The sequence below is a fragment of the Rhodoferax sp. genome (genome assembly GCF_034519335.1).
Classification (GTDB): domain Bacteria; phylum Pseudomonadota; class Gammaproteobacteria; order Burkholderiales; family Burkholderiaceae_C; genus Allorhodoferax.
The window spans coordinates 35,909-59,190 of record NZ_JAXHOL010000012.1 but is presented as its reverse complement, the minus strand read 5'-3'; the positions used below and the strand labels follow the sequence as shown (position 1 = coordinate 59,190).

Sequence of the window (23,282 nt, the reverse complement as noted above, 5' to 3'; positions counted from 1 at the left end):
ACTTCCTCCGTTTCACTTGGGCGTGTGCCCGTTTTCGTCTAGGCCGCTTGTAGACCGATGGGGGTCGCCTGATTCAATCTGTTTGCGCAACTCACTGTTCACTTTGTAGGCACGCTTCTTACCTTTGCGTTCATACAGCCAAGCGCCACCACCCATAACCGCACCGACCCAACCCAGAATGGAGTTGAGGTGCATGCTTTCAACCACTTTTGACAGGGCATGTATGGCATCGGGGTTAGCCTGGACAATTGATGTCAGCCCATCCATGATCAAGTGAATGGCCCAAACCCAACCACCCACCGTAGCGACTTTTGCGACGGTGTCCATGATGCGATGGAACCGTTCAGCGTCAAGTCGTAGCTTCTCAAGCTCGAACTCATTCTTATTCATTTTCCCGCATGCAGGTCAGCTGCGTGGCCACCTGCTCTCCCTTGGTGCACCCCTAACAACTTAAGTTCAAAGTTGTGAAGGGGCGGCAGTCGTTAAAAGCTATTTTTTCCATAGCAGCTAATCCAGGGCTTGAGAGCCGTGGACCGGATTATCATACCCTGTGGGCGCCATGCTTTGTAACCACGGGAAAGCCCTTACAGCAGAGGGAAAATCAGGCTGGAAGGGGGCCGTGGATGTCTTTGTTTTTGCTGGCGGTGGGGCAATGTCCTCAGCGTGATCACTTCATGATGGGTGCGAGGACACGAGCTTTAACTAATGCCTGCAACTAAAAGTCAAAAGATACTGCCCAGCGTAGTGCCGGGGAGTAAGGTTCAGTAAGTATTCAACGATTAACACTTTAATTGAACGGCTCGCGCCTCGTGCGGGCTTTTTTACGTCTTGTGTTTTAAGTCAAGCCGCTGTTCGCACGCATCTGGCGGGGTGTGGGCGCTCTGCTTCGTGTCCCCCGGACCCCTTAGGGTCCCTCCTCCTTTACCTACGCAGAACACCCACACCCCGCCTGACGCTGAAAGGTGGTGATGCGAAGTGGCACAGGGATCTGGAAACACGAATCACCGTAGGAGCAGTCGGGGAGTGGGTTTTGCGTAGGTAAAGGAGGAGGCCGCAGGCCGGGGGACACGTAGCAAAACGCGCTCCCCGACTGCTCTGAAGCAAGGGCGCAAACAGTACACACGTAAAAAAGCCCGCGTAAAGCGGGCTTTCGAGAAACTTCGATCGAACGCCTTAAACGTGCGCCGCCCGCAACTTCAAAGAGAACTCGCGCAGCGCAGTAATGCCGCTCTCTTCAGCGCGGTGGCACCAGGCTTGCAGGTCCTTGGTCAATTGCTCACGGGACACATTGGTGTTGAGCCACATTTGGCGCAGCTCTTCGCGCATGGTCACCATCTTGTCCAGCACGGGCGATACGGCACGGGCTTGGGCCAACTGAGGCGCTGCTGCCGCTGGCACTTTTTCTACGTCACGGTGCATCCAACGCTTGGCAGCCTTCACCACTGCAGCGTCAGCACTGCGGGCTTTGACCGATTCGAATTCGTCACGGGCAGCCTGGCGCACACCTTTGGCATACGCTGCCATGATTTCGTAGCGATTTGCAATCAAGGCTTCCAGCGTCTTCTCGTCCGCCACAGGGCGAATGTCGCCATAGGCAGCCTTGGGGGGGGTCTTTTTGACCTTGGCCAAACCCACCGCTTGCATGATGGTGATGTACATCCAGCCAATGTCGAACTCGTAGGGCTTGACCGACAACTTGGCAGAGGTTGGGTAGGTGTGGTGGTTGTTGTGCAACTCTTCACCGGCAATGATGATGCCCCAAGGAGAGATGTTGGTGGAGGCATCAGGCGCCTCGAAATTGCGATAACCCCAGAAGTGGGCAGCACCGTTGATGATGCCAGCAGCAGTAATGGGGGTCCACGCCATTTGCAGGGCCCAGACCGCCAAACCAGCGGCACCAAAGAGGTACAGGTCGATGATCATCATCAAACCTACACCCTGCCAGGAGTAACGGGTGTACAGGTTGCGCTCGATCCAGTCATCGGGTGTGCCGTGGCCAAAACGGGCCATGGTTTCCTTGTTCTTGGACTCTGCACGGTACAGTTCAGCGCCCTTGAGGAGCACCGTCTTAATGCCGTAGACGTGCGGGCTGTGGGGATCTTCTGCCTGCTCGCACTTGGCGTGGTGCTTGCGGTGAATGGAGGCCCATTCTTTGGTGACTTGGCCCGTGGTCAGCCACAGCCAAAAACGGAAGAAATGCGATGCGATGGGATGCAGGTCCAAGGCGCGGTGCGCTTGATGACGGTGCAGGAACACCGTCACGCTGATCATGGTCACGTGAGTCATCGCCAGCGCGAACAACACGATTTGCCACCATGTGATGTTCCACATGCCATGGGCCAGCCACTCAATTGCTGCGTTCAGCACAGCCCAATCAGGTAACAACATAGTCGATTCAATCTCTCAACGAGGTTTGGTTATTTATGAAACAAGGACAACTACACCCCTGTACGCCCAAGATTTTAGGTGCTGCAGTCTTTTTTGGCTAGTTAATTCAAATGGAAGTTAAAAAACATTAACTTTCATCAACCATTTCACTTCTTTTGCCAAACTGCCGCAAAAAACCCGTCAGTAGCATGGCGATGCGGCCACAGACGCAGGTAGAGCTGGCCGTCTTCGCCACCAGCGCACAGGCTTGGTGCGTTCTCAACCTTCAGTCCGGCCAGCACTTCCCCTGCCGGCAAGGCCACAAAGTCGGGGTTGGCGGCAGCAAAGGCCGCGGCAATGGCTTCGTTCTCTTGGGGCAGCACACTGCAGGTGGCGTACACCAGACGTCCGCCGGACTTCACCATGCGCGCAGCACTTTGCAGGATGGCGGCCTGCTTGACAGCCATCTCCTCCACAGCTTGGAGGTTTTGGCGCCATTTCAAGTCCGGGTTGCGGCGCAGGGTACCCATACCCGTGCACGGCGCATCTACCAGCACCCGGTCCATCTTGCCGGACAGGCGCTTCACGCGGTCGTCGCGTTCGTGGGCGATGGCGGCGGGGTGCACATTGGACAGGCCGCTGCGCGCCATACGCGGCTTGAATGAATCCAAGCGGTGGGCAGACGTGTCGAAGGCGTAGAGGCGGCCGGTGCTACGCATGGCCGCGCCAATGGCCAGGGTTTTGCCACCGGCTCCGGCGCAAAAGTCCACCACCATCTCACCGCGTTTGGCGTCCAGCAGCATGGCCAGCAGCTGCGAGCCCTCGTCTTGCACTTCAAAATCACCGCGCACAAAGGCTTCGTTCTTGTTCAGTGCGGGTTTGCCGGCAATGCGCAGGCCCCACGGGGAATAAGGCGTGGGCACGGCCTTGATGCCGGCCTGTTGCAGCTCTTTTTGCACGTCGGTGCGCTTGGCCTTGAAGGTGTTGACCCGCAAATCCAGGCCTGCGCCCAGGTTCAGGTGCTCCACCAAGGGCCAGAATTCGTCGCCTAACTGGTCTTTGAGCGGCTGGACCAGCCATTCGGGCAGGTTATGGCGGTGGCGCTCCATCAGGTCGCCAGGCTGGACCTTTTCGCACTGGTCCAGCCAGTTTTTCTCTTGGTCAGTCAGCGCACTGCGTAAAAAATCGCCCGGGCCGTAAAAGCCCAGAATGGCCATGCGGCGCTCTTTGGGGCCACTGCCGCTGGGGGCCAGGTGGTCAAACAGCAGCTTTTTGCGCAGCACGGTGTAGGCGGTTTCGGCCAGCGTGGCGCGCTCGCGCGGGCCCAGGCCGCGGTTGTCGCGGAAAAAACGCGAGACGATGGCGTCTGCGGGATGGTCAAATTTGAGAACGAGCCGGACCAATTCGGAACAGGCCTCAAGCAGGGCTTTTGGATGCATAGCCTAGGATTGTCCCATGAGCTTCGAAAATCTCCCCCCACTCATCATCACCCCACCTGGCCGCTACCGCCATTACAAGGGCATGGAATACCAAGTGCTGGACACCGTGCGCCATAGCGAAACGTGTGAACCCATGACTTTGTACCGTGCGCTGTATGGTGAACAGGGCCTGTGGGTGCGGCCGGCTGCCATGTTCCTGGAGACCGTGGTGATTGCAGGCGTAGGCCAGCCGCGTTTTACCCGGATTGGGGACTAAATTACTCCCTAGCCCCTGCGGAATATGCGCAAGCAGCTCCTAATTCAATAGCATTTTGACAGGCGCAACCCGCCGGGGCAGTCGCAGTTCGGCCTGCAAACCACCGCCCGTGCGGTTGCACAGCTGCAGGCTGCCGCTGTGCTGGCGCGCAACGTCGTTGGCCGAGGCCAGGCCCAGCCCGACGCCACCGGTGTTGCGGTTGCGCGAGGCCTCCACCCGATAAAACGGTTGCAGTACCTCGGTCAATTCGGCCTCTGGGATGCCCGGGCCCCGGTCCAGCACCACCACACACACGCCCTGCGCGTCTTCTGTCAACCGCACTTGGGCACCGCCACCGTAGCGCACCGCGTTGTCCAGCAGGTTGCTGATGCAGCGGCGCAGGGCCGAGGCCTGGGCCCGCACCGGGGCCACAGGCGTGCTGCCAGGTTCAACCGCAACATCGTGGCCAGCCTCCTGCTGGTCCTGCACCAAGCTGTCCACAAGGGCGGCCAGGTCCAGCGCCACCCAGGGCTCGGAGTCGGCCGCACCGCGCAGGTAGTCCAGCGTGGCGCGGATCATGGTGTCCATCTCGGCAATGTCGCGGCCGAAGCGCTGGCGGTCCCCTGCGTCTTGCAACGACTCCACGCGCAGTGCCAAGCGCGTGAGCGGCGTGCGCAGGTCGTGCGACACGGCAGCCACAAACTGGTCCCGCTGCGCCAACTGGGCGCGGATGTGCTGCTGCATTTGGTTAAACACACGGGTGGCCTCCCGGCACTCCAAGGTGCCGGCCTCGGGCAAGGGGGCGCGGTGGATGTTGTGGCCCAGCTCGCGCGCAGCGCCCGCCAGGCGGCGTATCGGGTCGCTGAGCCAGCGCGCGCCCACCCAGGCCGCCAGCAACAAGGCGCCCAAGCGCACGGCAATATCCAGCAGCAGGCCCAGCGTGGGCGGTCCCGGGGGGCCGTCGGGCCCGCGAAACTGCGGCTGCGGCGCCACTCCAGTTGACAGTGGCTGGCCCATGCCCCAAGGTGCCGGGCCGGCATTGTCATGTAGCTGCGGCGCACCAATAGCGCTTGGCCCCGGTGGTATGCCTGGCCGCGGGTGCAACTCAAACAACAGCGTAAGCGCCAGCACATGACTGCTGACCACAGCCGCGCACAAGAGCAGCGCCAAGCGGCCAAACAGGCTGTCCGGCATGAGTTTGGCAAGCCAGTCTTTTCGCACGGGCGCCCCAAGAGCTCTGAGCCGCTCAGCGGTCAAGCCCGCCACGCCATGCGCCCCTGCACCGATTGCACATTGAACATATAGCCCGCGCCGCGCACCGTCTTGATCATGGAGGGTTCGTCCGGGTCATCCGCCAATTTTTGCCGCAGGCGCGAGACCAGCAGGTCGATGCTGCGCTCGAATGCGTCCATGGCGCGACCGCGCGCTTGCTCCATGAGCTGGTCGCGGCTGAACAAGCGCCGAGGCGTCTGCAAAAACGTGGTGAGCAAGCGGAATTCGGCATTGGAGAGCGCCACCACCAGGCCGGTAGGCGAGACCAGGTTGCGCTCGTCGCGGTGCAGCTCCCAGCCATCAAAGCAGACCACCTCGCTGCGCGCCAGGATGGGCGTGCTGTCCTTGCTGCCCAGGGCACGGCGCAGCACGGTGTGGATGCGGGCCACCAGTTCGCGCGGCTCAAAGGGCTTGCCCATGTAGTCGTCGGCACCGTTCTCCAGGCCCATGATGCGGTCAAAGGTGGTGGTGCGCGCGGTCAGCATGATGACGGGGATGTGCGAGCGCTCGCGGATCTCGCGCGAAAGCGTGAGCCCGTCGGTACCGGGCAGCATGACGTCCAGCACCACCAGGTCCACGCGCTGGCGTGCGAGCTGTTGGCGCATGCTGTCGGCATCAAACGCCGTGTGCACCTCAAAGTTGAAGCGGCCGAGGTACTCCGCCAGCAGGGTGGTGATGTCGGCGTCATCGTCGACGAGGAGGATGGAAGTTTTGGTGCTCATGGGACAGTCCTGACGGCCGCCCCAGTGTAGAAAAAGCGCCCTCGCCCGAAGCGCGGAATTGGCCGGCAAGCGCACCCCAGTTGTGCGCCTGAATGGGGCTTTTGTACCAAGCCTGATACACAGCCGACAAACCCGCGATACCTGCGCTTCCAAGAATTGGTGACGTCGCTCGGTGCTTTGCATTCCGGGTGGCACCCCACCACCAACCAGAAAGGAAGTGACCATGAGCACGATCAGCGGGGTGAGCGGTTCCAGCAACGTCTGGGCCGCCCTGAACACCCAACGCAGCCAGCACCAGGCCAAGATGTTCGCCAAAGTGGATACCGACAGCAGCGGCGGCGTCGACCAGACCGAACTCGGCACCATGCTGACTGACATCAGCGAAAAAACCGGCGTCAGTCTGGGCAACGCCAAGGAACTGTTCACGCAGATGGACAGCAACAGCGACGGCAGCCTCTCCAGTGATGAACTGGACGCGGGCATGAAGGCCCTGATGCCACCGCCCTCCAGCACCATGGAGTTTGCGCACTCGCGCGGCATGGGCGGCAGCGGAGGCAGTCAGGACGACCTGTTTGCCAAGGTGGACACCGATGGCGATGGCTCTGTGAGCCAAGACGAACTTACCGTGCTGACCGACAAAATCAAGTCCGACACCGGCCAGGACGTGAGCCAGGACTTCAGCAAGCTCGACACCGATGGCAACGGCAGCTTGAGCCAGGCAGAGTTTGAAGCTGGCCGCCCGCAGCCCCCAGAAGTCAGCCAGGGCGCACAAGGGCCCGGTGGGCCGGGCGGTGCCCGTGGCCCAGGTGGCCCTGGCGGTGCACGGGGTGCATCATCGAGCGACACCAGCTACGACCCGCTGGACACCAACCGCGACGGCACTGTGTCTGAGGTCGAACGCATGGTGGGCGAGCTGAAAGAAGCGATTGCCGGCCTCAGCAGCGGCGATGACAGCAGCAACACCGCCACAAAGCAGCAGATCGCCGAGCTGGCCCAGAAGATCTATGCCCAGGTGGCCCAGGGCCTGACCGAGAACAGCAGCAGTCTGAGCGTTTCTGCGTGATTTAGGCCTCTGGACCTTGTGGAATATGCGCAAGAAGCTCCTCTATTGATAGCAAATCCAGGCCGATCCACGCCCTGTGGACCCGGCCTGGTGCCGTCTTTACCGGTCTTTACATCTAGGGCATGAAGGCGAAACCCGTGGTCTGCACCATGGCAGCCATGCTCCCTCTGTCCTCTTCTTTCTTGCACCAGCCGCAGGTGCGGCGTAGTGCTGCAGCCGTCCTGCTGGCGGTGGCCACGCTGGCCAGCCAGGCGGCCAGCGCCCAGCCCGACAGTCCGCCCCTCCCCGCCGCAGCGGTTCCCTCCAGTTGGTCCCAAGCCAGCAGCGCCGCGCCCGATACCCTGGCCCAGTGGTGGGACAAGTTCAACGACGCCCAGCTCTCCGCCCTGGTGACCCTGGCGCTACAGGCCAACCCCAGCCTGCGCAAGGCCGAGGCCGCGCTACAGCAGGCCCGCGCCCTGCGCGACGCCAAGCAGGGCAGCCTGCTTCCCAGCCTGAGCGCCAGTGGCTCCGCACAACGCAGCCAGACCGATAGCCAAGCCGCCACCAGCAGCTTCAAGGCCGGGCTGGACGCGAGCTGGGAGCCCGACCTGTTTGGTGGCAAGCGCGCCGGACTGGACGCCACCGAGGCCGATGCCCAGGCCCAGCAGGCCACGCTGGCCGATGCCCAGGTGTCGCTCGCCGCCGAGGTGGCGCTGGCCTACCTGCAACTGCGCGGTGAACAAAGCCAGCTCACGATTGCCCAGACCAACCTGGCCAGCCAGCAAGAAACCCTGCAGCTGACCGACTGGCGCGCCCAAGCCGGCCTCACCACCAGCCTGGAAGTCGAGCAGGCCCGGACCTCCGTGGAACAGACACGCGCCGAGATTCCCAGCCTGCAGGCCAGCATCGCCGCCAGCCAGCACAGCCTGGCGGTGCTGACCGGGCAGGCGCCCACGGCACTGACCGAGCAGCTCGGCAGCGCCGGCCCGATCCCGAGCGCACCCGAACAACTGGCCCTGGCCTTTCCCGCGGACACGCTGCGCCAACGCCCCGATGTACGCGCTGAAGAGGCGCGCATCGCCGCCGCCCTGGCGCGCGTGCAAGTGGCCGATGCCGCGCGCTACCCCAGCTTCTCCATTGGCGGCTCGCTGGGCGTGAGTGCGCTCACGCTGGCGGGCCTGACCAACGGCGCCAGCGTGCTCGGCAGCTTGCTGGCCAGCGTGTCCTGGCCGGTGTTCGATGGCGGTGCCAGCGCTGCCACGCTGCGTGCGCAGCAGGCAGCACTCACGCAAGCCCAGGCCAGCTACCAGAGCACGGTGCTCACTGCCCTCAAGGATGTGGAAGACGCCCTGGCCGCCCTGCGCGGCCACCGCACGCGCCTACAGCACTTGCAAAGCGCGGCCACGGCGGCCGAGCTGGCGGCCCTGCTGGCGCAGCAGCGTTATGCCAGCGGCCTGATCGACTTCCAAACCGTGCTGAGCACCCAGCGCACGCTGCTCAGTGCGCAAAACAGCGTGGCCAGCACCCTCACCGACCTGGGCACCGACCACGTGCGCCTCTACAAGGCGCTGGGCGGCGGCTGGCAGGCCGCGCCCTCCTCCGCCCCCTCTTCTTCCGCAGGACAACCATGAGCTCCGACCTGACTCCCTCCCCCTCTGCCACGCCCAGCACCGCTGCCGTTCAGGCCCTGCTGCAAACTGCCCCCCAGCGCGCCTGGTGGCGCCGCCCCATCGTGCTGGCCAGTGTGGCTGCCGTGCTGCTGGCCCTGGGCGCCACCTACGCGCTGAAGGCCCGCAGCCAAGCCCAGGCCGCGCCCAGCTATGTGAGTGAAACCGTGCAGCGCGGCAACCTGACGCTAAGCGTGTCCGCCAACGGCACGCTGCAGCCCACACGCTCGGTCAATATCGGCAGCGAGCTCTCGGGCACGGTGCGCAATGTGCTGGTGGACGTGAACGACCGCGTGCGCAAAGGCCAGCTGCTGGTGGAGCTGGACACCGCCAAGCTGACCGACCAACTCACCAAAAGCCGCGCTGCCCTGAGCGCCGCACAAGCCAAGGTGGCACAGACCGTGGTCACGGTCAAAGAAGCACAGGCCAGCCTCGCGCGGCTCGAAGAGGTGTCGCGCTTGTCGGGCGGCAAGGTACCCGCCAAGAGCGAGCTCGACAGTGCCCGCGCCACGCTGGAGCGTGCCCAGGCCGACGAGGCCAGCGCGCGCGCCAACGTGACCGAAGCGCAGGCCGGCGTGTCCAGTGATGCCACCAACCTGGCCAAGGCCTCCATCCGCTCGCCGATTGACGGCGTGGTGCTCACCCGCAGCGTGGAACCCGGCAACGCCGTGGCCGCATCACTACAAGCGGTCACGTTGTTCAGCGTGGCCGAAGACCTGAGCAAGCTGCGCCTGCAGGTGAATGTGGACGAGGCCGATGTGGGCTCGGTGAAGGTGGGGCAAAAAGCCAGCTTCACCGTCAGCGCCTACCCCTCGCGCAAGTTCCCCGCCACCATCACCCGCGTGGCCTACGGCTCCACCACCACCGAAAACGTGGTCACCTACATCACCTACCTGGAGGTGGACAACAGCGACCTGACCCTGCGCCCCGGCATGACGGCCACGGCCACCATCACCGCCACAGAGCGCAAGGACGCACTGCTGGTGCCCAACACCGCGCTGCGCTACAGCCCCAGCACGGGCAAGCCTGCGGCCCAAAGCAACAGCATTGTGGGCAGCCTGATGCCACGTATGCCCGGTGGCAGTGGCAACCGCAAGAGCGCGGGCAGTGCCGGGGGTGCGGGTGGCAAACAAGTCTGGGTGCTGCGCGACGGCGCGCCCGTAGCCGCGCCGGTACAAACCGGCATCAGCGACGGCCGCATGACCGAGGTGACCGGCGGCGAGCTGACAGCCGACATGCGCGTCATCACCGACCAGCGCAGCGGCGGAGCCGGCAAATGAGCACAAGCACTGCGGCTGTTCCGCTGATCGAGCTGCGCGGCGTGACCCGCACCTACGGCCAAGGCGCCACGGTGCTGCAGGCGCTCAAGGGCGTGGACCTGCGCATCGAGGCCGGTGACTTTGTCGCCATCATGGGCCCCAGCGGCTCGGGCAAGTCCACCGCCATGAACACGCTGGGCTGCCTGGACACGCCCACTACTGGCGAATACCTGTTCCAAGGCGTGCACGTCGAAACCTTGGGCCGCGACCAGCGCGCCCAGCTGCGCCGCCACTACCTGGGCTTTGTGTTCCAGGGCTTTCATTTGCTGCCACGCACCAGCGCGCAAGAGAATGTAGAACTGCCCCTGCTCTACCGCGGCGAATCCGCCAGCGCTCGGCGCAAGGCCGCCGCACGCGCATTGGCCCAGGTGGGCCTGCAGGGCCGCGAGCACCACACCCCGGCCGAGCTATCGGGCGGGCAGCAACAGCGCGTGGCGATTGCACGCGCCATCGTCACCGAACCCACGGTGCTGCTGGCCGACGAGCCCACCGGCAACCTGGACACCCAGCGCAGCGCCGAAATCATGGAGCTGCTGCAAGACCTGAACGTGCAACACGGCATCACCGTGCTCATGGTCACGCACGAGCCTGACATGGCGGCCTATGCCAAACGCATCGTGCGATTTGTGGACGGCGTGATCGAGAGCGATGTGCCAAACGCCCACCCGGTGCGCCGCCACGCCGCAGCGCAAGAAGAGGTGCACTGATGTTTCTCAACACCATCTGGCTCGCCCTGCGCTCCATCCGGCGCAACCTGATGCGCTCCTTCCTCACCATCCTGGGCATCGTGATCGGTGTGAGCGCCGTCATCACCATGGTCACGCTGGGCAACGGCGCTACCCAAGCGGTGCAAACCCAGATCTCGAGCCTGGGCACCAACCTGCTGCAGATCCGCCCCGGCCAGCGCATGGGCCCCGGCAGCGGCGGAGCCAGCGCGCCTTCATTCAAGGAAGTGGACGCCACTGCCATCGCCAGCCAGATCGGCGGCATTGCGGCCGTGGCACCCGAGTCACGTGCCAGCACCACCCTCGTAGCCAACGGACGCAACTGGACATCCAGCGTGGTGGGCAGCAGCAACGCCTGGCTCACCACCGGCAACTGGCAGCTGAAAGAAGGTCGCGAATTCAGCGAGGACGATCTGCGCGCGGGCGCCGCCGTCTGCATGATTGGTGAAACCGTGCGCCGCGAACTCTTTGGCAACACCCCGGCCTTGGGCCAGGCGCTGCGGGTGAAGCAGGTGTCCTGCGAGGTGGTGGGCATCCTCGGCTCCAAGGGCCAAGGCAGCTTTGGCAACGACCAGGACGATGTGGTGCTGGTGCCGCTGAAGACCCTGCAGCGCCGCATCACCGGCAATACCCGCGTCAACACCCTGCTGGTATCCATGGCCGAGGGCAGCGACGCCACCCGCATCAAAAGCGGCATCACCCAGCTGCTGCGCGAGCAGCGCAAGCTGGCCGATGGGGTGGAAGACAACTTCAACGTGCTGGACACCAAGCAGCTGGCCGACACGCTGTCGGGCACCACACAGATCATGACCACGCTCTTGGGCGCGGTAGCCGCGGTGAGCCTGCTGGTGGGCGGCATTGGCGTGATGAACATCATGCTGGTGAGCGTGACCGAGCGCACCCGCGAGATCGGCCTGCGCCTGGCCATTGGCGCGCTGGAGCGCGAGGTGCTGCTGCAGTTCCTGATCGAAGCCGTGGTGCTCGCATCCCTGGGCGGCCTGATGGGCGTGGCACTGGCCACCGTGGCATCGCTGGGCCTGGCCACGCTGATGCAAATCCCCTACACCTTCGACCTCGGCGTCAACCTGCTGTCCTTTGCCTTCTCCGCGGCGATTGGTGTGGTGTTCGGCTTTGTGCCGGCACGGCGCGCGGCGCAGCTGGACCCGATTGAGGCACTGCGGCACGAGTAGTGCGGGGCGGGGGCCTTGTTACTGCTTGTTACACGACTCACCCAAACGGGGGATATCCAAATGGACTATTGCCACATAAAGTCGGCCGCAGTATAAGAAGCCCCCTTTGGTAGGTGGTGCACTACGACAACCACAAGCACCACCCATGTCGGCCCCCTCACACGCAGCAACCGGATCATTGAAAGCCGCCAAGACACCGACACCTACCAAAACCGCAGCAGCAACAGCGGCGGCTCCATAAGTGTCGGCACCCAAGGCGGCTCGGGCAGCATCAGTTTCGGCAAGTCCAACACCGACAGCAATTACGCCTCCGTCACCCAACAGTCCGGCATCCAAACCGGCGACGCCGGGTTTGACATCACCGTACAGGGCAAGACCCAGCTGGTAGGCGGCGTCATCAGCACCACCGACACGGGGGTGAAAAACGGCAACAACAAGATCACCAGCGCAGGCGGCATCAGCACCCAGGACATCCAAAACAGCGCCAGCTACACCGCAGAGAGCAGCCAAGTGACCGTTGGCACCAGCGCTGGCTCCAGCAGCGCGGGGTTTGGCAATGAATCCGGCAACGCTGCCAGCACCACCAAGGCCGGCATATCGGGGATTGCGGGTAACACGGCTGCCAGAACGGGCGACGCAGAAACTGGCATCCAAAAGATCTTCAACCAACAGGCGGTGGCTGACAACGTCAACGCGCAGGTGCAGATCACCCAAACCGCAGGCCAGCAGGTGCCCAAGGCCACGGCCACGGCCATGGACAAGCAGGCCAATGACCTTGCAGCCCAAGCCAGAGCAGAAACAGACAGCACCAAGAAACAAGCGCTGCTGGATGAAGCCAAGAAGTACGAAGAAGGCGGCATCTACCGCATTGCTGCGCACACCCTGTTTGGGGCCTTGAGTGGAGGAGTGGGCGGAGCCGCAGCGGCAGGCACAGTGGCATACAACGCCCAAAACCTCAACGACCTGCAAGCCGAACTCACCAAGACACTCACAGATGCAGGCGTAGGCGAGAAGACCGCAAAGCCATTGCCAATGTGACCTTCAATGCGGGTGCGCTGGTAGCGGGCAATGCGGTGGGGGGCGGCGCGGGGGCTGCGGCTGCGCTGAATGTGGATGCTAATAATCGGCAGTTGCATCCAGATCAAATCAAGCGCATTCAAAAACTCAGCGCTGATCCCAAAAAGCAGGAGCAACTCACCGCAGCTCTATGCGTCTTGCAAAACTGTGATGTTGACGGCTTGAGTGGATATGACAGCGATGGGAAAACCATCTACGACGCTGGCAGAAAGCTTCAAACCAGTAACCCTGAGTTATTCAAGCAACTGGTTCAAGAAGTGAACGGTGCGGGTTTGCTCAGTGGGCAGTTTGCTTACCAGGCCGGTGGCTGGGACTTCTCCAAAGATGCTGTTGGAAAAGAAGTTGCCGACAAAGTTCAAGCGGCAAAAGATGCGTGGGACCTGCTTGCTACACCGAGACCCACCGACCTGGGCGCGCTGGGCAAAGGAGTTGTCAAAGGACTGGCCAATAACGTCAAAGATGGGCCGCAGTACCCGATTGATAATCAAGACGAAAAAGCAGGGGCTCTACTTGCCAATACCGCCTTGGTGGTCGGCCCTGGCGTAGTTGCAGGGGTCGAAGGCACGCTCAATGCCATGGGCAGAGCCTGGGAAGCGGGTAAAGTCCTGAATGCGGGAGAAATTGCCATGTCCAATGGTGGCAATATCTCTGCGCAGCAAATTACCCGTGTCGGAACGTCCGCTGCGCTGGATACGGCGGAAATCGGCAAGCTTGGCACCCTGGATTCGCTCAACTCCACTGCCGCAGGCACACTACGCGAAACGGTATCGAACAGCTACTTTGAGCGCAATGGGTTCAAGGCCTTGGATGGTAAATGTGGCTCCAACTGTTTCGACGGGGTTTACATCAAGGGTGATCAGGTGATCGTCAATGAGGTCAAGCCGCTGAATGCGGATGGGTCGATTCAGTTGAATCCTTCGCAACCCTCGGGGCTGCCTACGCAGGGGACGACTCAATGGGTTCTCGACAGAGCCGACTTCTTGAAAAAATCGTCTGATCCTGTCTTAAAGCAAACTGGACAGAAAATTTTGGATGCCTACGACTCGGGTAACTTAATGACTACGATTACCGGTATTAACAAAAATGGGATGACCATCGTAAGGGTTAAGCCATGAGCGCCGAGTTGCGGGAAGCATGGCTGTTGCGTATTGCTGCTCCCGAAAATTACGACTCGAAATCACATGCCCTTGCGTACGTAGAAAACCGAAGCCATGGCATCAATCGACCCGGAACGCTAACCACCATTGCGCAAACTCCGATACACAGAGGTCTAAAGTCTTACTTCATTGATGGTAGCTTGGCTGGTTTGAAGCAAAACTTCTATGTCACTACAAAGCTCCTGGAAGCGAGTCAGCATAAGGGTTGGGATGCCTTTGCCGCCTACCAACCCTTCCTCTACGGCTTGCTAAGCGACAGCCCCGAGATATACGAATGGCTGGCCCACGCAGAACTCAAAAATAGAGATTACGTTAAAGGTCCCCACTTCCTCTTTCACCAGTTTCAACTGGTCTTACGCCAAGACGACACCGCATTGCGCGAAACCATTGCAATCGTTGCCAAGAAGGGCAGCAACCGTGACAAAGCTCTAGCCGCTGCGGGTGAAGACTTCTTCTCACTGCTGCTCAAGCGTGACAAAGAGAGCTTGCAGGCGCTGATTGAAGGCTACGCCAAAATCAAGTCCGCCCAAGAACTTGAAGGGCAGTTCTTGGCAGGCTTTGCCGTTATCCACGCCAAACTCTGCTGGATGCGTGGCATTGAGGTGGAAATCAAGAATCCTTTGGTTCCCATGCCTCTGCTACCCGTGCAGCCCCTGGACACTTACGACGTGGAATATGACTTTCTTCGCCCCGGCTGGGTGCCACCGCCACTCAGCTTGCTCGACAAAGTAAGGCGCTGGTTCAAGTAGGCAAGCCGAATGAACACCCACTCCCACCGCCTAGTCTTCAACTCCTCCCGAGGCCATGTGATGGCTGTCAATGAAGCAGAAACAGGCAAGCCCGGCACTACTGGCATTTTTTCATCAAACAGGCCTCCAGCACCCGCGAAATATGCGCAAGAAGCTCCTATTTCGATAGCAATTCGCGCAGCGCCTGGGGGTAGATCAGGTGCTCTTGCGTGAGCACACGGGCGGCCAGCGCATCCGCGTCGTCGGTGGGCAGCACCGGCACCACGGCCTGGGCCAGGATGGGGCCGTGGTCCAGCTCGGCGGTCACCAGGTGCACGGTGGCACCGGCAAACTTGCAGCCCGCTTCGATGGCGCGCTGGTGCGTGTGCAGGCCGGGGAAGGCGGGCAATAGCGAGGGGTGGATGTTGGTCAGGCGCCCTTCGTAGTGCGCGGTAAAACCCGGCGTGAGGATGCGCATGAAGCCTGCCAGCACCACCAGCACCGGCGCCTCGGGCGTGGTGTGGCGGTCAATCTCGGCCATCAGTGCGGCGTCAAACGCTTCGCGGCTCTCATAGCTCTTGTGGTCCAGCACGGCGGTGTCTATGCCCTGCTCTTTGGCAAACACCAGGCCGCCGGCGGTGCCCTTGTTGCTGATGACGGCGGAGATGCGGGCGCCAAAGCGGCTCTCCCAGTCTTCGCGCTGGGCGGCACGCACGATGGCGGCCATGTTGGAGCCGCCGCCAGAGATCAAAATGACGATGTTTTTCATAACTGGCTGAATTATGACCACCCCCGTTCTCTTGACCCCTGTTGAAGCCCGCGTGCTGGCCACGCTGATGGAAAAAGCCCGCACTGTGCCCGACAGCTACCCACTCACCCTGAACAGCCTGCTGCTGGGCTGCAACCAGAAAACCAGCCGCGAGCCGCTGATGGAACTCAGCGAATCCGAAGTGAGCAGCGCGGTGGACACGCTGCGCGAAGCCGGCCTGGTGCACGAGACCACCGGCGGACGTGCCACCAAGTTCACCCACAACGCACAGCGCGGCATTGGCGTGCCAGAGCAAAGCGCCGTGCTGCTGGGCCTCTTGATGCTGCGCGGCCCGCAGACCGCGGCCGAGCTGCGCCTGAACGCCGAGCGCTGGTACCGCTTTGCCGACACCTCGTCGGTGGAGGCCTTTCTGGATGAGATGCAGGAGCGCAGCGAGGAGAAGGGTGGCCCGCTGGTTATCAAGCTGGACCGCGCACCCGGCGCGCGCGAACAGCGCTGGGCCCACCTGCTGTGCGGGCCGGTGGATGCCAGCGCCGCTGTGGCCAGCCGTATGGCTACTACCGGTTCAGCGGCCAGCGCCGACTTGCAGACCCGCGTGGCGCAGCTGGAAACTGAGCTGGCCGAGCTGCGCAGCACGGTGCAAAAACTGTGTGCCGAGCTGGGTTTGTCACAACCCGGACAAAACGAATAGAACGGTCGTGCTAAAACACGGACTCAGCAGCCCTGAGCCGCCTGATACACCGCCCACACACCAAAAACACACTGGAGACATCCCCCCATGGATTTGGCTTTCACCCCCGAAGAACAGCAGTTCCGCGAAGAGATTCGCGCATGGGTTGGCGCGAACCTGCCCGCCGACATTGCCCACAAAGTGCACAACGCCCTGGAGCTGACCCGCGAAGATATGCAGCGCTGGGCCAAGATTTTGGGCAAAAAGGGCTGGCTGGGCTTTGGCTGGCCCAAAGAGTTTGGCGGCCCGGGCTGGACGGCGGTGCAAAAGCACTTGTTTGAAGAAGAGTGCGCGCTGGCCGGTGCGCCGCGCATCGTGCCCTTTGGCCCGGTGATGGTGGCACCGGTCATCATGGCCTTTGGCACGGCCGAGCAGCAACAGCGCTTTTTGCCAGGTATCGCCAGCGGCGAGGTGTGGTGGAGCCAGGGCTACAGCGAACCGGGCTCCGGCTCGGACCTGGCCTCCGTCAAGACCCGCGCAGAGCGCCAAGGCAACAAGTACATCGTCAACGGCCAGAAGACCTGGACCACGCTGGGCCAGTATGGCGAGTGGATCTTCTGCCTGGTGCGCACCAGCACCGAGGGCAAGCCGCAAACCGGCATCAGCTTCCTGCTGATCGACATGAAGAGCCCCGGCGTCACCGTGCGCCCCATCATCATGCTGGACGGTGGCCACGAGGTGAACGAAGTCTTCTTCGACAACGTGGAGGTGCCGGCCGACAACCTGATTGGCGAAGAGAACAAGGGCTGGACCTACGCCAAGCACCTGCTGAGCCACGAGCGCACCAACATTGCCGACGTGAACCGCAGCAAGCGCGAGCTGGAACGCCTCAAGCGCATCGCCAAGCGCGAAGGCGTGTGGGAAGACAGCCGTTTCCGCGACGAAATTGCCAAGCTGGAAGTGGACGTGGTGGCGCTGGAGATGATGGTGCTGCGCGTGCTGTCGGCCGAAAAAAGCGGCAAGAACTCGCTGGACATTGCGGGCTTGCTCAAGATTCGCGGCAGCGAGATTCAACAGCGCTACAGCGAGCTGATGATGCTGGCCGCTGGCCCCTTTGCCCTGCCACTGGTGCGCGAGGCCATGGAGGCGGGCTGGCAGGGCAACTTCCCTGGCGGCGAAGTGGGCAACGCGCCCCTGGCCTCCCACTACTTCAACCTGCGCAAGACCACCATCTACGGTGGTAGCAACGAAGTGCAACGCAACATCGTGTCCCAGGTTGTCCTGGGCTAAGAGGAGACAGACATGGATTTCGATTTCTCTGACGACCAGGAACAACTGCGCGATGCCGTGCGCAAGTACGTAGACAAAGGCTATGACTTCGAGCGCCGCCGCTCCATCACCAAGGCCGGCGGCTTTGACCGCGCTGCCTACACCGAGCTGGCCGAGCTGGGCCTCACCGGCCTGTACGTGCCCGAAGACGGCGGTGGCATGGGCATGGGGCCCATTGAAGGCATGGTGGTGATGGAAGAGCTGGGCCGTGGCATGGTGCTGGAGCCGCTGGCCCAGGCGCTGATCGCAGGCGCAGTGATTGCAGGCTACGCCGACGCCGCCACCAAAGCTGCCTGGCTGCCCGGCGTGGCGAGTGGCGACAAGCTGGTGGTGCTGGCCTACCAGGAGCGTGCCAGCCGCTACGCACTCGACACCATTGAAGGAAAAGCCCACCAAGCCCCCGGTGGCTATGTGCTGAACGCTACGAAAAGCATAGTAGCCGCGGGCGACCAGGCCGACGCCTACCTCGTCTCGGCCAAGGTCAACAGCGTGATGGGCCTGTTCTTGGTGGAGCGTGAATCGGCCGGTGTGAGCACCCGCGGCTACGGCACGCAAGACGGCAGCCGCGCCGCCGAAGTCACCTTCAAGAACGCCCCCGCCACCCTCATCACCACGCAAGGCCTGGCCGCGCTGGAGCACGCCGTGGACGTGGGCATTGCTGCCACCTGCGCCGAGGCCGTGGGCGTGATGGACAAGACCATGGCGCTGACCGCCGAGTACCTGAACACGCGCAAGCAGTTTGGCGTAGCCATCAGCAGCTTCCAGGCCCTGCGCCACCGTGCGGCCGACATGAAGATGCAGCTGGAACTGGCCCGCAGCATGAGCTACTACGCCAGCCTCAAGCTCAACGCCCCCGCACCGGAGCGCCGCGCGGCCATGGCCCGCGCCAAGTACCAGCTGGGCCAAAGCATGCGTTTTGTCGGCCAGCAATCGGTGCAGCTGCATGGCGGCATTGGCGTGACGGACGAGTACATCGGCAGCCACTACTTCAAGAAACTCACCCAGCTGGAAATGACCTTTGGCGACAGCCTGCACCACCTGGGCGAGGTGTCGGCCCGCATGCAAGACACGGCTGGCGTGTTTGCCTAAACAGGCCAGGGGCTGCGCGGCACACAAGCCCCAGCCCCTGCATTGAAACCACCATGGCGATCTACCTCCAATGTGTGGCTAAGCGCATGCGCGGTGGCTACAAACACGAACACCTCCACATCCTTTGGTGGGTGCAGGTGGTGGACGGCAAGCCCACCAGCGAGACTGGCTTCTCCACGAAAGAGCAGTTGATCGAGTACGTGGAGTCCAGCGGCCCCCAAGCCCTGTGGTGCCCCGCCACCAAACCCGGCCAGCCTGGTGCGTGGGTGGGCGTGCAAACCTTGGGGCGGAAGAAGTATCTGCAGGCTTTTCGGGATGGACGGCCTACGGAGGACTTGTTGGGGTTGCCAGACAAGTAGGCGCTTGCGTTTCCTTCAAAACCAAACTATCGATCAGCTTCTTATACTTGCGGGGGAGTCCATACACGACCAATTTAGGCTCCAGGCTGCCATGCGAAGTAGTCAAACAACACTGGAGCACCGCCTGCAACCACGCAGTATTCGCGCACGACAGCTTGGCATAAAGAATACGTTTCTTCAGTGGCAATGAGTCCCATAGTGGGCTTTGCGAGGGGTAAAGCTCCGCTCAGGTGGGCATTGATCTTGGCAAGAGTCTGCCGATCAAGAGCGCAGTGACCAAATCGAACAAATTGGATGCCGAGGGCGGGATCGGGCAGGCTGTGTTGGGTAAGCCACTTGATGTACAGGTCAATAAGTTTGTATTTGTGCGCAACCGAAAGTCCTCTGCCCTGGGTTTCCATCCATTTTTGCTGAAGGGAACAAGAAAGGCCTTGATGCCAGCCTTCGAAGGCTTCCATAGAGTCAAGCGAAGACGGATCTGTCTGAAGGATTGTCTGAGAGGTATGGCACGCCCAATTGCGAAAAAGTCTTGATGGACTGCTCTGCCAACCTGTGTATGCCCGAAAAGTATTGCCGCCGACGCCATAACTTTCGTCGTGCGAATCCCAGGCGAGGTGCGCGACTTGATCTTGCTGAATTCGGGGTAAGGCTCGCTGGTAGGCAAGTAAGTGTGGCTCGGAAATGAACTGGGTGATGTCGGGCATAACGTTCCGTGGTGCTTAAGGTGTTGTGGGCGTCAAACAGGTCTTATGAACAAAGTCGTATGGCCCCATCTTTCTCTCCCGTGTATTGATTAAGTGCTTGATTTCAGTAGTGTCCCAACGTTTTTCAGAGGAGAACGAGCTGTTGAGGCTCGGAACTCAGATCTGAATCCGCTGAGGGTGGTGTAAGTAGTTGATTTATTGGGGTTTGTTCAAACATGGTCAGGCTCAGGATTTGTAGGATTTCGTAAAGGCTGTGATGCTCAAGATGCAGACGTTTCTTTGTTATGGCGATCAGCACGTAGGTGCACACCGCGATCCAAATTTGCGTCTTCACGGCGTTCTCGCTGGTACCCAAAAAAGCCTTGATGCGCAAGTGCTGCTTGATCCATTTGAAGAACAACTCGACCTTCCAACGCTGGCGATACAGGTCGGCAATGAGTTCGGGTTTCAAGGCGAAGTTGTTGGTCAGAAACGTGATGCGCTTGCCGGTTTCGTCTTTGACGACAACCCTGCGCAAAGCGGCTGGGTAATCCTTGCTGGAGTAGAAAACCGTGAGCACGCCGATCTGGTCGCAGATGACGTTGCTGGTGTTGCGGTCCACGGGGTTGGAGTAGCGCCGCTTGAACTGGGTATTGCTCTTGGCACGCGTCACGAAGAAGGCCTGGGCCTGATGAATGACATACAGCCTTTTGAAGTCCAGATACCCGCGATCCAGCAGGTAGAAGGCCCCGGCTTCGAGCACCAAGTCGTCCATCACATTGACCTCGTGGGTCTTGCCATCGGTGATGTGAATGAAGCTGGGGATGGAGCCATGCAGATCCAGCAAGGTGTGCAGCTTGATAGCGGCCTTGGTGGAGCGAAACGGTGCCCACGGATGCAACGACAGACACAAGTCGATGGTGCTGGCGTCGAACGCATAAACGGCCGCATCCAGGTCGATTCCCAGTGGCTCCTTGGCATACAGCGGTCTGGCCATGCCAATCAGGTGTTGGGCAAAGTCGGCGTAAATCTGCCATGGACGAGTGGCATTCGCATTGGCCAGTGTGTTGCGCGAAATCGTAGAGCAGCGAAAGCCCATGTGGTAAAGCCGATTGGCTTGCGCCCGCAGGTTGACTTCGATATCGCGAAGGGACTCCCGGTAGGTCAGTTGCGCAAAGGCCATGGCGAAGAACTGGTCCAGGCACGAGAAATCTTTGACCTTGTGGTCGCCCCGATGCTTGGCCACACACCTGCGAAAGGTGCTCATGGGCAGATAGGCCATGAGCTGAGAAAACACGAGCTTGCCTTGGTGCATACCGGCCCTTCGCGCTCTCGCGCAAAAGGCCACAAGTCTGACGCTCGACGTTCAAATCGAGACCAGACCGGAATGTCGAATTCTGCAAGCAAATCATTAACTTACGAAGTCCTGATGTGAGAACGTTGGGACACTACTGGCTTGATTTATATCTGTTCTCGCAAATTCAAAGCTGCCGGGTTTTTATGAAAATTAAGCCAAAACCGGCAAAGCCGCTGTTGAACAAACAACTGCCTGGCAAAGTGCCAATCTAGAAGGCCAGAACGAGGTGGCGTATGCCCGCGATTAGGATGCCACCGGAAATCATCATCATTAACGCAGCATAGAGGTGATAGCAGATAGGGTGCTCTGCGTAAACAATGCCGCCCCAACGGAAGAATGTCGCTCGTTGATGCCACTTACAAGCCGTGTCGATAGATACTGGGACTCCGGTGAGGAGGAGGCCTAGGGATACAAGCCAAGGTTGAATCGTAGCGCCACCCCATGGAAGTTGAGAGGCTCCCAAGCTTGCGAGCCCCAACACCAGCATGGCGGCAGCTGCAACATCGAACCGTACGAAATGCCGTTCCATCACCCCACCGCCTCATGACAAGCCACACACAGCTTGTTCCCCTCCGTATCCCGAAAGTACGCCCCGTAGTAGTGGGCGTGGTACTCCGGCCGCAGCCCCGGCGCACCTTCGCTGCTGCCGCCATGGGTCAGCGCAGTTTGGTACACCGCATCCACCTGCGCACGGCTATCCGCCAGAAAGGCCGTCATCTGCCCATTGCCCGCCGCGTGCGCGCCTTCAAACGGCTTGCCGACCAGAAATAGCGGCCGCGCCACGCCTTCGGTTTGCCAGCCGGCCCAGGGGCGGCTGCGGTCAATGAAGCGTTGTTGCTGGCCCAGGGCCTGCATCACGGGGGCGTAGAAGCGCAGCGCGCGTTCAAAGTCAGTCGCGCCGACAAAGATGTGGGAAAACATGGGCTCCTCCGGTGGGCTGCCCCGCCGATAGGCTAGTGCGGCAGCCTCAACATGCTATCAAATCAGAAGCTGCTCGCGCAGTATCCACGGGGGCTAGAGGCCTAAAAGGCTCAAAAAACTAGACCAGCCCGGCTTCCAGCAGCTCGCGCTTCACATAGGCGTAGTACAGCGGCGCGGCCACCAGGCCGGCCACGCCAAAGATGGCTTCGCCCACAAACATGACGGTGAGCAACTCCCAGGCGGTGGTGCCGGTACGCTTGCCCACCACTTTGGCGTTGATGACGTATTCAAACTTGTGGATGGCAATGAGGAACATAAGGCAGGCCAAGCCCACCATAGGCGCTACCGACATGCCGGCCAGCGTGAGCACGCCGTTGCACAGCAGGTTGCCCACGATGGGGATCAGCCCGGCAAAGAAGGTGAGCGCCACCAGCATGCCCGAGTACGGCACCACCACATCAAACAGTGGCAAGGCACCAAACAGGAACAAGGCGGTGCAGACGGCGTTGAAAGCGGCAATCCAGAACTGGGCGACCACAATTTGGCGAAACGCGCCGATGAAATGCCGGGCACGGGTGCGCGCGGCAGCGCGCAGGGGCGCGGGGTCGGATACACCAGGGGTGCCCACAATCAGGCCACCAATAACCAGGCCAACGTAGGCGAGCAGCAGGCCTTGCAGGCTGGCGGAGCCAAAGCCGGTGATGGCGCGGGCCTGGCTTTGCAAATAGGCGGCCAACCAGGCCTGCGCAGCCACCAGGCCATCGGGCAGGTGGGCGGCCAAGTCCGGCGGCAGCTTTTGCCGAATCTCCAGCACGGTGCCCGCCAGGTGGTGCAGCAAGGCCGCGTATTGGGCGCTGGCCCCCAGCACCATGCCTTTGGCGTTGGACAAGACCAGACCAAACAGCACCAAAGGCACCAAGATGACCCAGGCCGCCGCCACAAACGGGCTAGGCCGCATGCGCCCCAAACGCTGGCTGGTGCTGAGCGCCTGCGCCACCATAAAGCCCAAGCACACGGCCAACAGGCCGGGCAACATGCCGTAGACCAAGACGGTCAAACAAATGATGCCCACCAGCACATACGAGCTGGCGGCGACAAAGCGGTGGGAGGTAGCCGTGCGGCCAGAAGGGAGGGGCTTGGATGTCATGGGTGCCGCGATGGT

Annotated in this window: 23 protein-coding genes; 13 read left to right on the top strand and 10 right to left on the bottom strand. The window is 61.6% G+C overall.

Translation table 11 applies throughout. The features are described from left to right. Positions 1-12: 12 nt before the first annotated feature. From U5O12_RS06145 to U5O12_RS06135, 3 genes are all read right to left on the bottom strand, one after another. On the bottom strand, positions 13-327 hold the full coding sequence (locus tag U5O12_RS06145; protein ID WP_322577786.1) for a hypothetical protein: 315 nt from the start codon (positions 325-327) through the stop codon (positions 13-15). Between the two features lie 846 nt (positions 328-1,173). After that, complete coding sequence (locus tag U5O12_RS06140) at positions 1,174-2,388, bottom strand: acyl-CoA desaturase (protein ID WP_322577785.1); 1,215 nt, start codon at positions 2,386-2,388, stop codon at positions 1,174-1,176. A 146-nt stretch (positions 2,389-2,534) separates the two neighbouring features. Next, positions 2,535-3,806 (bottom strand): RsmB/NOP family class I SAM-dependent RNA methyltransferase, encoded by a 1,272-nt coding sequence (locus tag U5O12_RS06135; RefSeq protein WP_322577784.1) that lies wholly within the window; start codon positions 3,804-3,806, stop codon positions 2,535-2,537. A 16-nt stretch (positions 3,807-3,822) separates the two neighbouring features. Here U5O12_RS06135 and U5O12_RS06130 point away from each other — a divergent pair, with 16 nt between their 5' ends. After that, positions 3,823-4,062 (top strand): DUF1653 domain-containing protein, encoded by a 240-nt coding sequence (locus U5O12_RS06130; protein WP_322577783.1) that lies wholly within the window; start codon positions 3,823-3,825, stop codon positions 4,060-4,062. A 39-nt stretch (positions 4,063-4,101) separates the two neighbouring features. Here the strand turns inward: U5O12_RS06130 and U5O12_RS06125 are convergent, their stop codons facing one another. Continuing rightward, positions 4,102-5,262, bottom strand: coding sequence for an ATP-binding protein (locus U5O12_RS06125; protein ID WP_322577782.1), 1,161 nt, complete (start codon positions 5,260-5,262; stop codon positions 4,102-4,104). 32 nt (positions 5,263-5,294) lie between these two features. Beyond that, positions 5,295-6,035, bottom strand: a complete 741-nt coding sequence (locus U5O12_RS06120) for a response regulator transcription factor (RefSeq protein WP_322577781.1) — start codon at positions 6,033-6,035, stop codon at positions 5,295-5,297. A gap of 223 nt (positions 6,036-6,258) precedes the next feature. Here U5O12_RS06120 and xopAW point away from each other — a divergent pair, with 223 nt between their 5' ends. From xopAW to U5O12_RS06080, 8 genes are all read left to right on the top strand, one after another. After that, entirely contained in the window at positions 6,259-7,098 is an 840-nt protein-coding gene (gene xopAW / locus U5O12_RS06115) for an EF-hand domain-containing protein (RefSeq protein ID WP_322577780.1), read from the top strand. Positions 7,099-7,220: 122 nt separating this feature from the next. After that, positions 7,221-8,711: an efflux transporter outer membrane subunit gene (locus U5O12_RS06110; RefSeq protein ID WP_322577779.1), complete on the top strand. Its 1,491-nt coding sequence runs from the start codon at positions 7,221-7,223 to the stop codon at positions 8,709-8,711. Further along, positions 8,708-10,027 (top strand): efflux RND transporter periplasmic adaptor subunit, encoded by a 1,320-nt coding sequence (locus U5O12_RS06105; RefSeq protein ID WP_322577778.1) that lies wholly within the window; start codon positions 8,708-8,710, stop codon positions 10,025-10,027. The genes U5O12_RS06110 and U5O12_RS06105 overlap by 4 nt, the downstream gene beginning before the upstream one ends. Next, positions 10,024-10,773 (top strand): ABC transporter ATP-binding protein, encoded by a 750-nt coding sequence (locus U5O12_RS06100; protein WP_322577777.1) that lies wholly within the window; start codon positions 10,024-10,026, stop codon positions 10,771-10,773. Before U5O12_RS06105 ends, U5O12_RS06100 begins: the two co-directional genes overlap by 4 nt. Continuing rightward, positions 10,773-11,981, top strand: a complete 1,209-nt coding sequence (locus tag U5O12_RS06095; protein ID WP_322577776.1) for an ABC transporter permease — start codon at positions 10,773-10,775, stop codon at positions 11,979-11,981. The genes U5O12_RS06100 and U5O12_RS06095 overlap by 1 nt, the downstream gene beginning before the upstream one ends. A gap of 417 nt (positions 11,982-12,398) precedes the next feature. Beyond that, positions 12,399-13,019, top strand: coding sequence for a hypothetical protein (locus U5O12_RS06090; RefSeq protein ID WP_322577775.1), 621 nt, complete (start codon positions 12,399-12,401; stop codon positions 13,017-13,019). Beyond that, complete coding sequence (locus tag U5O12_RS06085) at positions 13,016-14,173, top strand: hypothetical protein (RefSeq protein WP_322577774.1); 1,158 nt, start codon at positions 13,016-13,018, stop codon at positions 14,171-14,173. Before U5O12_RS06090 ends, U5O12_RS06085 begins: the two co-directional genes overlap by 4 nt. Beyond that, entirely contained in the window at positions 14,170-14,964 is a 795-nt protein-coding gene (locus U5O12_RS06080) for an Imm49 family immunity protein (protein ID WP_322577773.1), read from the top strand. The genes U5O12_RS06085 and U5O12_RS06080 overlap by 4 nt, the downstream gene beginning before the upstream one ends. Before the next feature lie 157 nt (positions 14,965-15,121). Here the strand turns inward: U5O12_RS06080 and purN are convergent, their stop codons facing one another. Beyond that, positions 15,122-15,712 (bottom strand): phosphoribosylglycinamide formyltransferase, encoded by a 591-nt coding sequence (gene purN, locus U5O12_RS06075; protein WP_322577772.1) that lies wholly within the window; start codon positions 15,710-15,712, stop codon positions 15,122-15,124. 13 nt (positions 15,713-15,725) lie between these two features. On the opposite strand from purN, the gene U5O12_RS06070 reads away from it, so the two are divergent. The 4 genes from U5O12_RS06070 to U5O12_RS06055 all read left to right on the top strand — a co-directional run bounded on the left by U5O12_RS06070 (position 15,726) and on the right by U5O12_RS06055 (position 19,159). Further along, positions 15,726-16,403, top strand: coding sequence for a YceH family protein (locus U5O12_RS06070; protein WP_322577771.1), 678 nt, complete (start codon positions 15,726-15,728; stop codon positions 16,401-16,403). Between the two features lie 87 nt (positions 16,404-16,490). Further along, positions 16,491-17,672: an acyl-CoA dehydrogenase family protein gene (locus U5O12_RS06065; RefSeq protein WP_322577770.1), complete on the top strand. Its 1,182-nt coding sequence runs from the start codon at positions 16,491-16,493 to the stop codon at positions 17,670-17,672. Between the two features lie 12 nt (positions 17,673-17,684). After that, complete coding sequence (locus U5O12_RS06060) at positions 17,685-18,800, top strand: acyl-CoA dehydrogenase family protein (protein WP_322577769.1); 1,116 nt, start codon at positions 17,685-17,687, stop codon at positions 18,798-18,800. 53 nt (positions 18,801-18,853) lie between these two features. Then, a complete protein-coding gene (locus U5O12_RS06055; RefSeq protein WP_322577768.1) occupies positions 18,854-19,159 on the top strand; it encodes a DUF3892 domain-containing protein in 306 nt (101 codons plus the stop codon). Between the two features lie 74 nt (positions 19,160-19,233). Here U5O12_RS06055 and U5O12_RS06050 read toward each other — a convergent pair whose 3' ends face one another. From U5O12_RS06050 to U5O12_RS06035, 4 genes are all read right to left on the bottom strand, one after another. Then, positions 19,234-19,863 carry a hypothetical protein gene (locus U5O12_RS06050; protein ID WP_322577767.1) on the bottom strand — a complete coding sequence of 210 codons (630 nt, stop codon included), beginning with the start codon at positions 19,861-19,863 and terminating at the stop codon, positions 19,234-19,236. A 124-nt stretch (positions 19,864-19,987) separates the two neighbouring features. After that, complete coding sequence (locus U5O12_RS06045) at positions 19,988-21,157, bottom strand: IS4 family transposase (protein WP_322576703.1); 1,170 nt, start codon at positions 21,155-21,157, stop codon at positions 19,988-19,990. 570 nt (positions 21,158-21,727) lie between these two features. Next, complete coding sequence (locus tag U5O12_RS06040; protein ID WP_322577766.1) at positions 21,728-22,120, bottom strand: VOC family protein; 393 nt, start codon at positions 22,118-22,120, stop codon at positions 21,728-21,730. Between the two features lie 118 nt (positions 22,121-22,238). Continuing rightward, entirely contained in the window at positions 22,239-23,267 is a 1,029-nt protein-coding gene (locus tag U5O12_RS06035) for a permease (protein ID WP_322577765.1), read from the bottom strand. Positions 23,268-23,282: the final 15 nt, after the last annotated feature.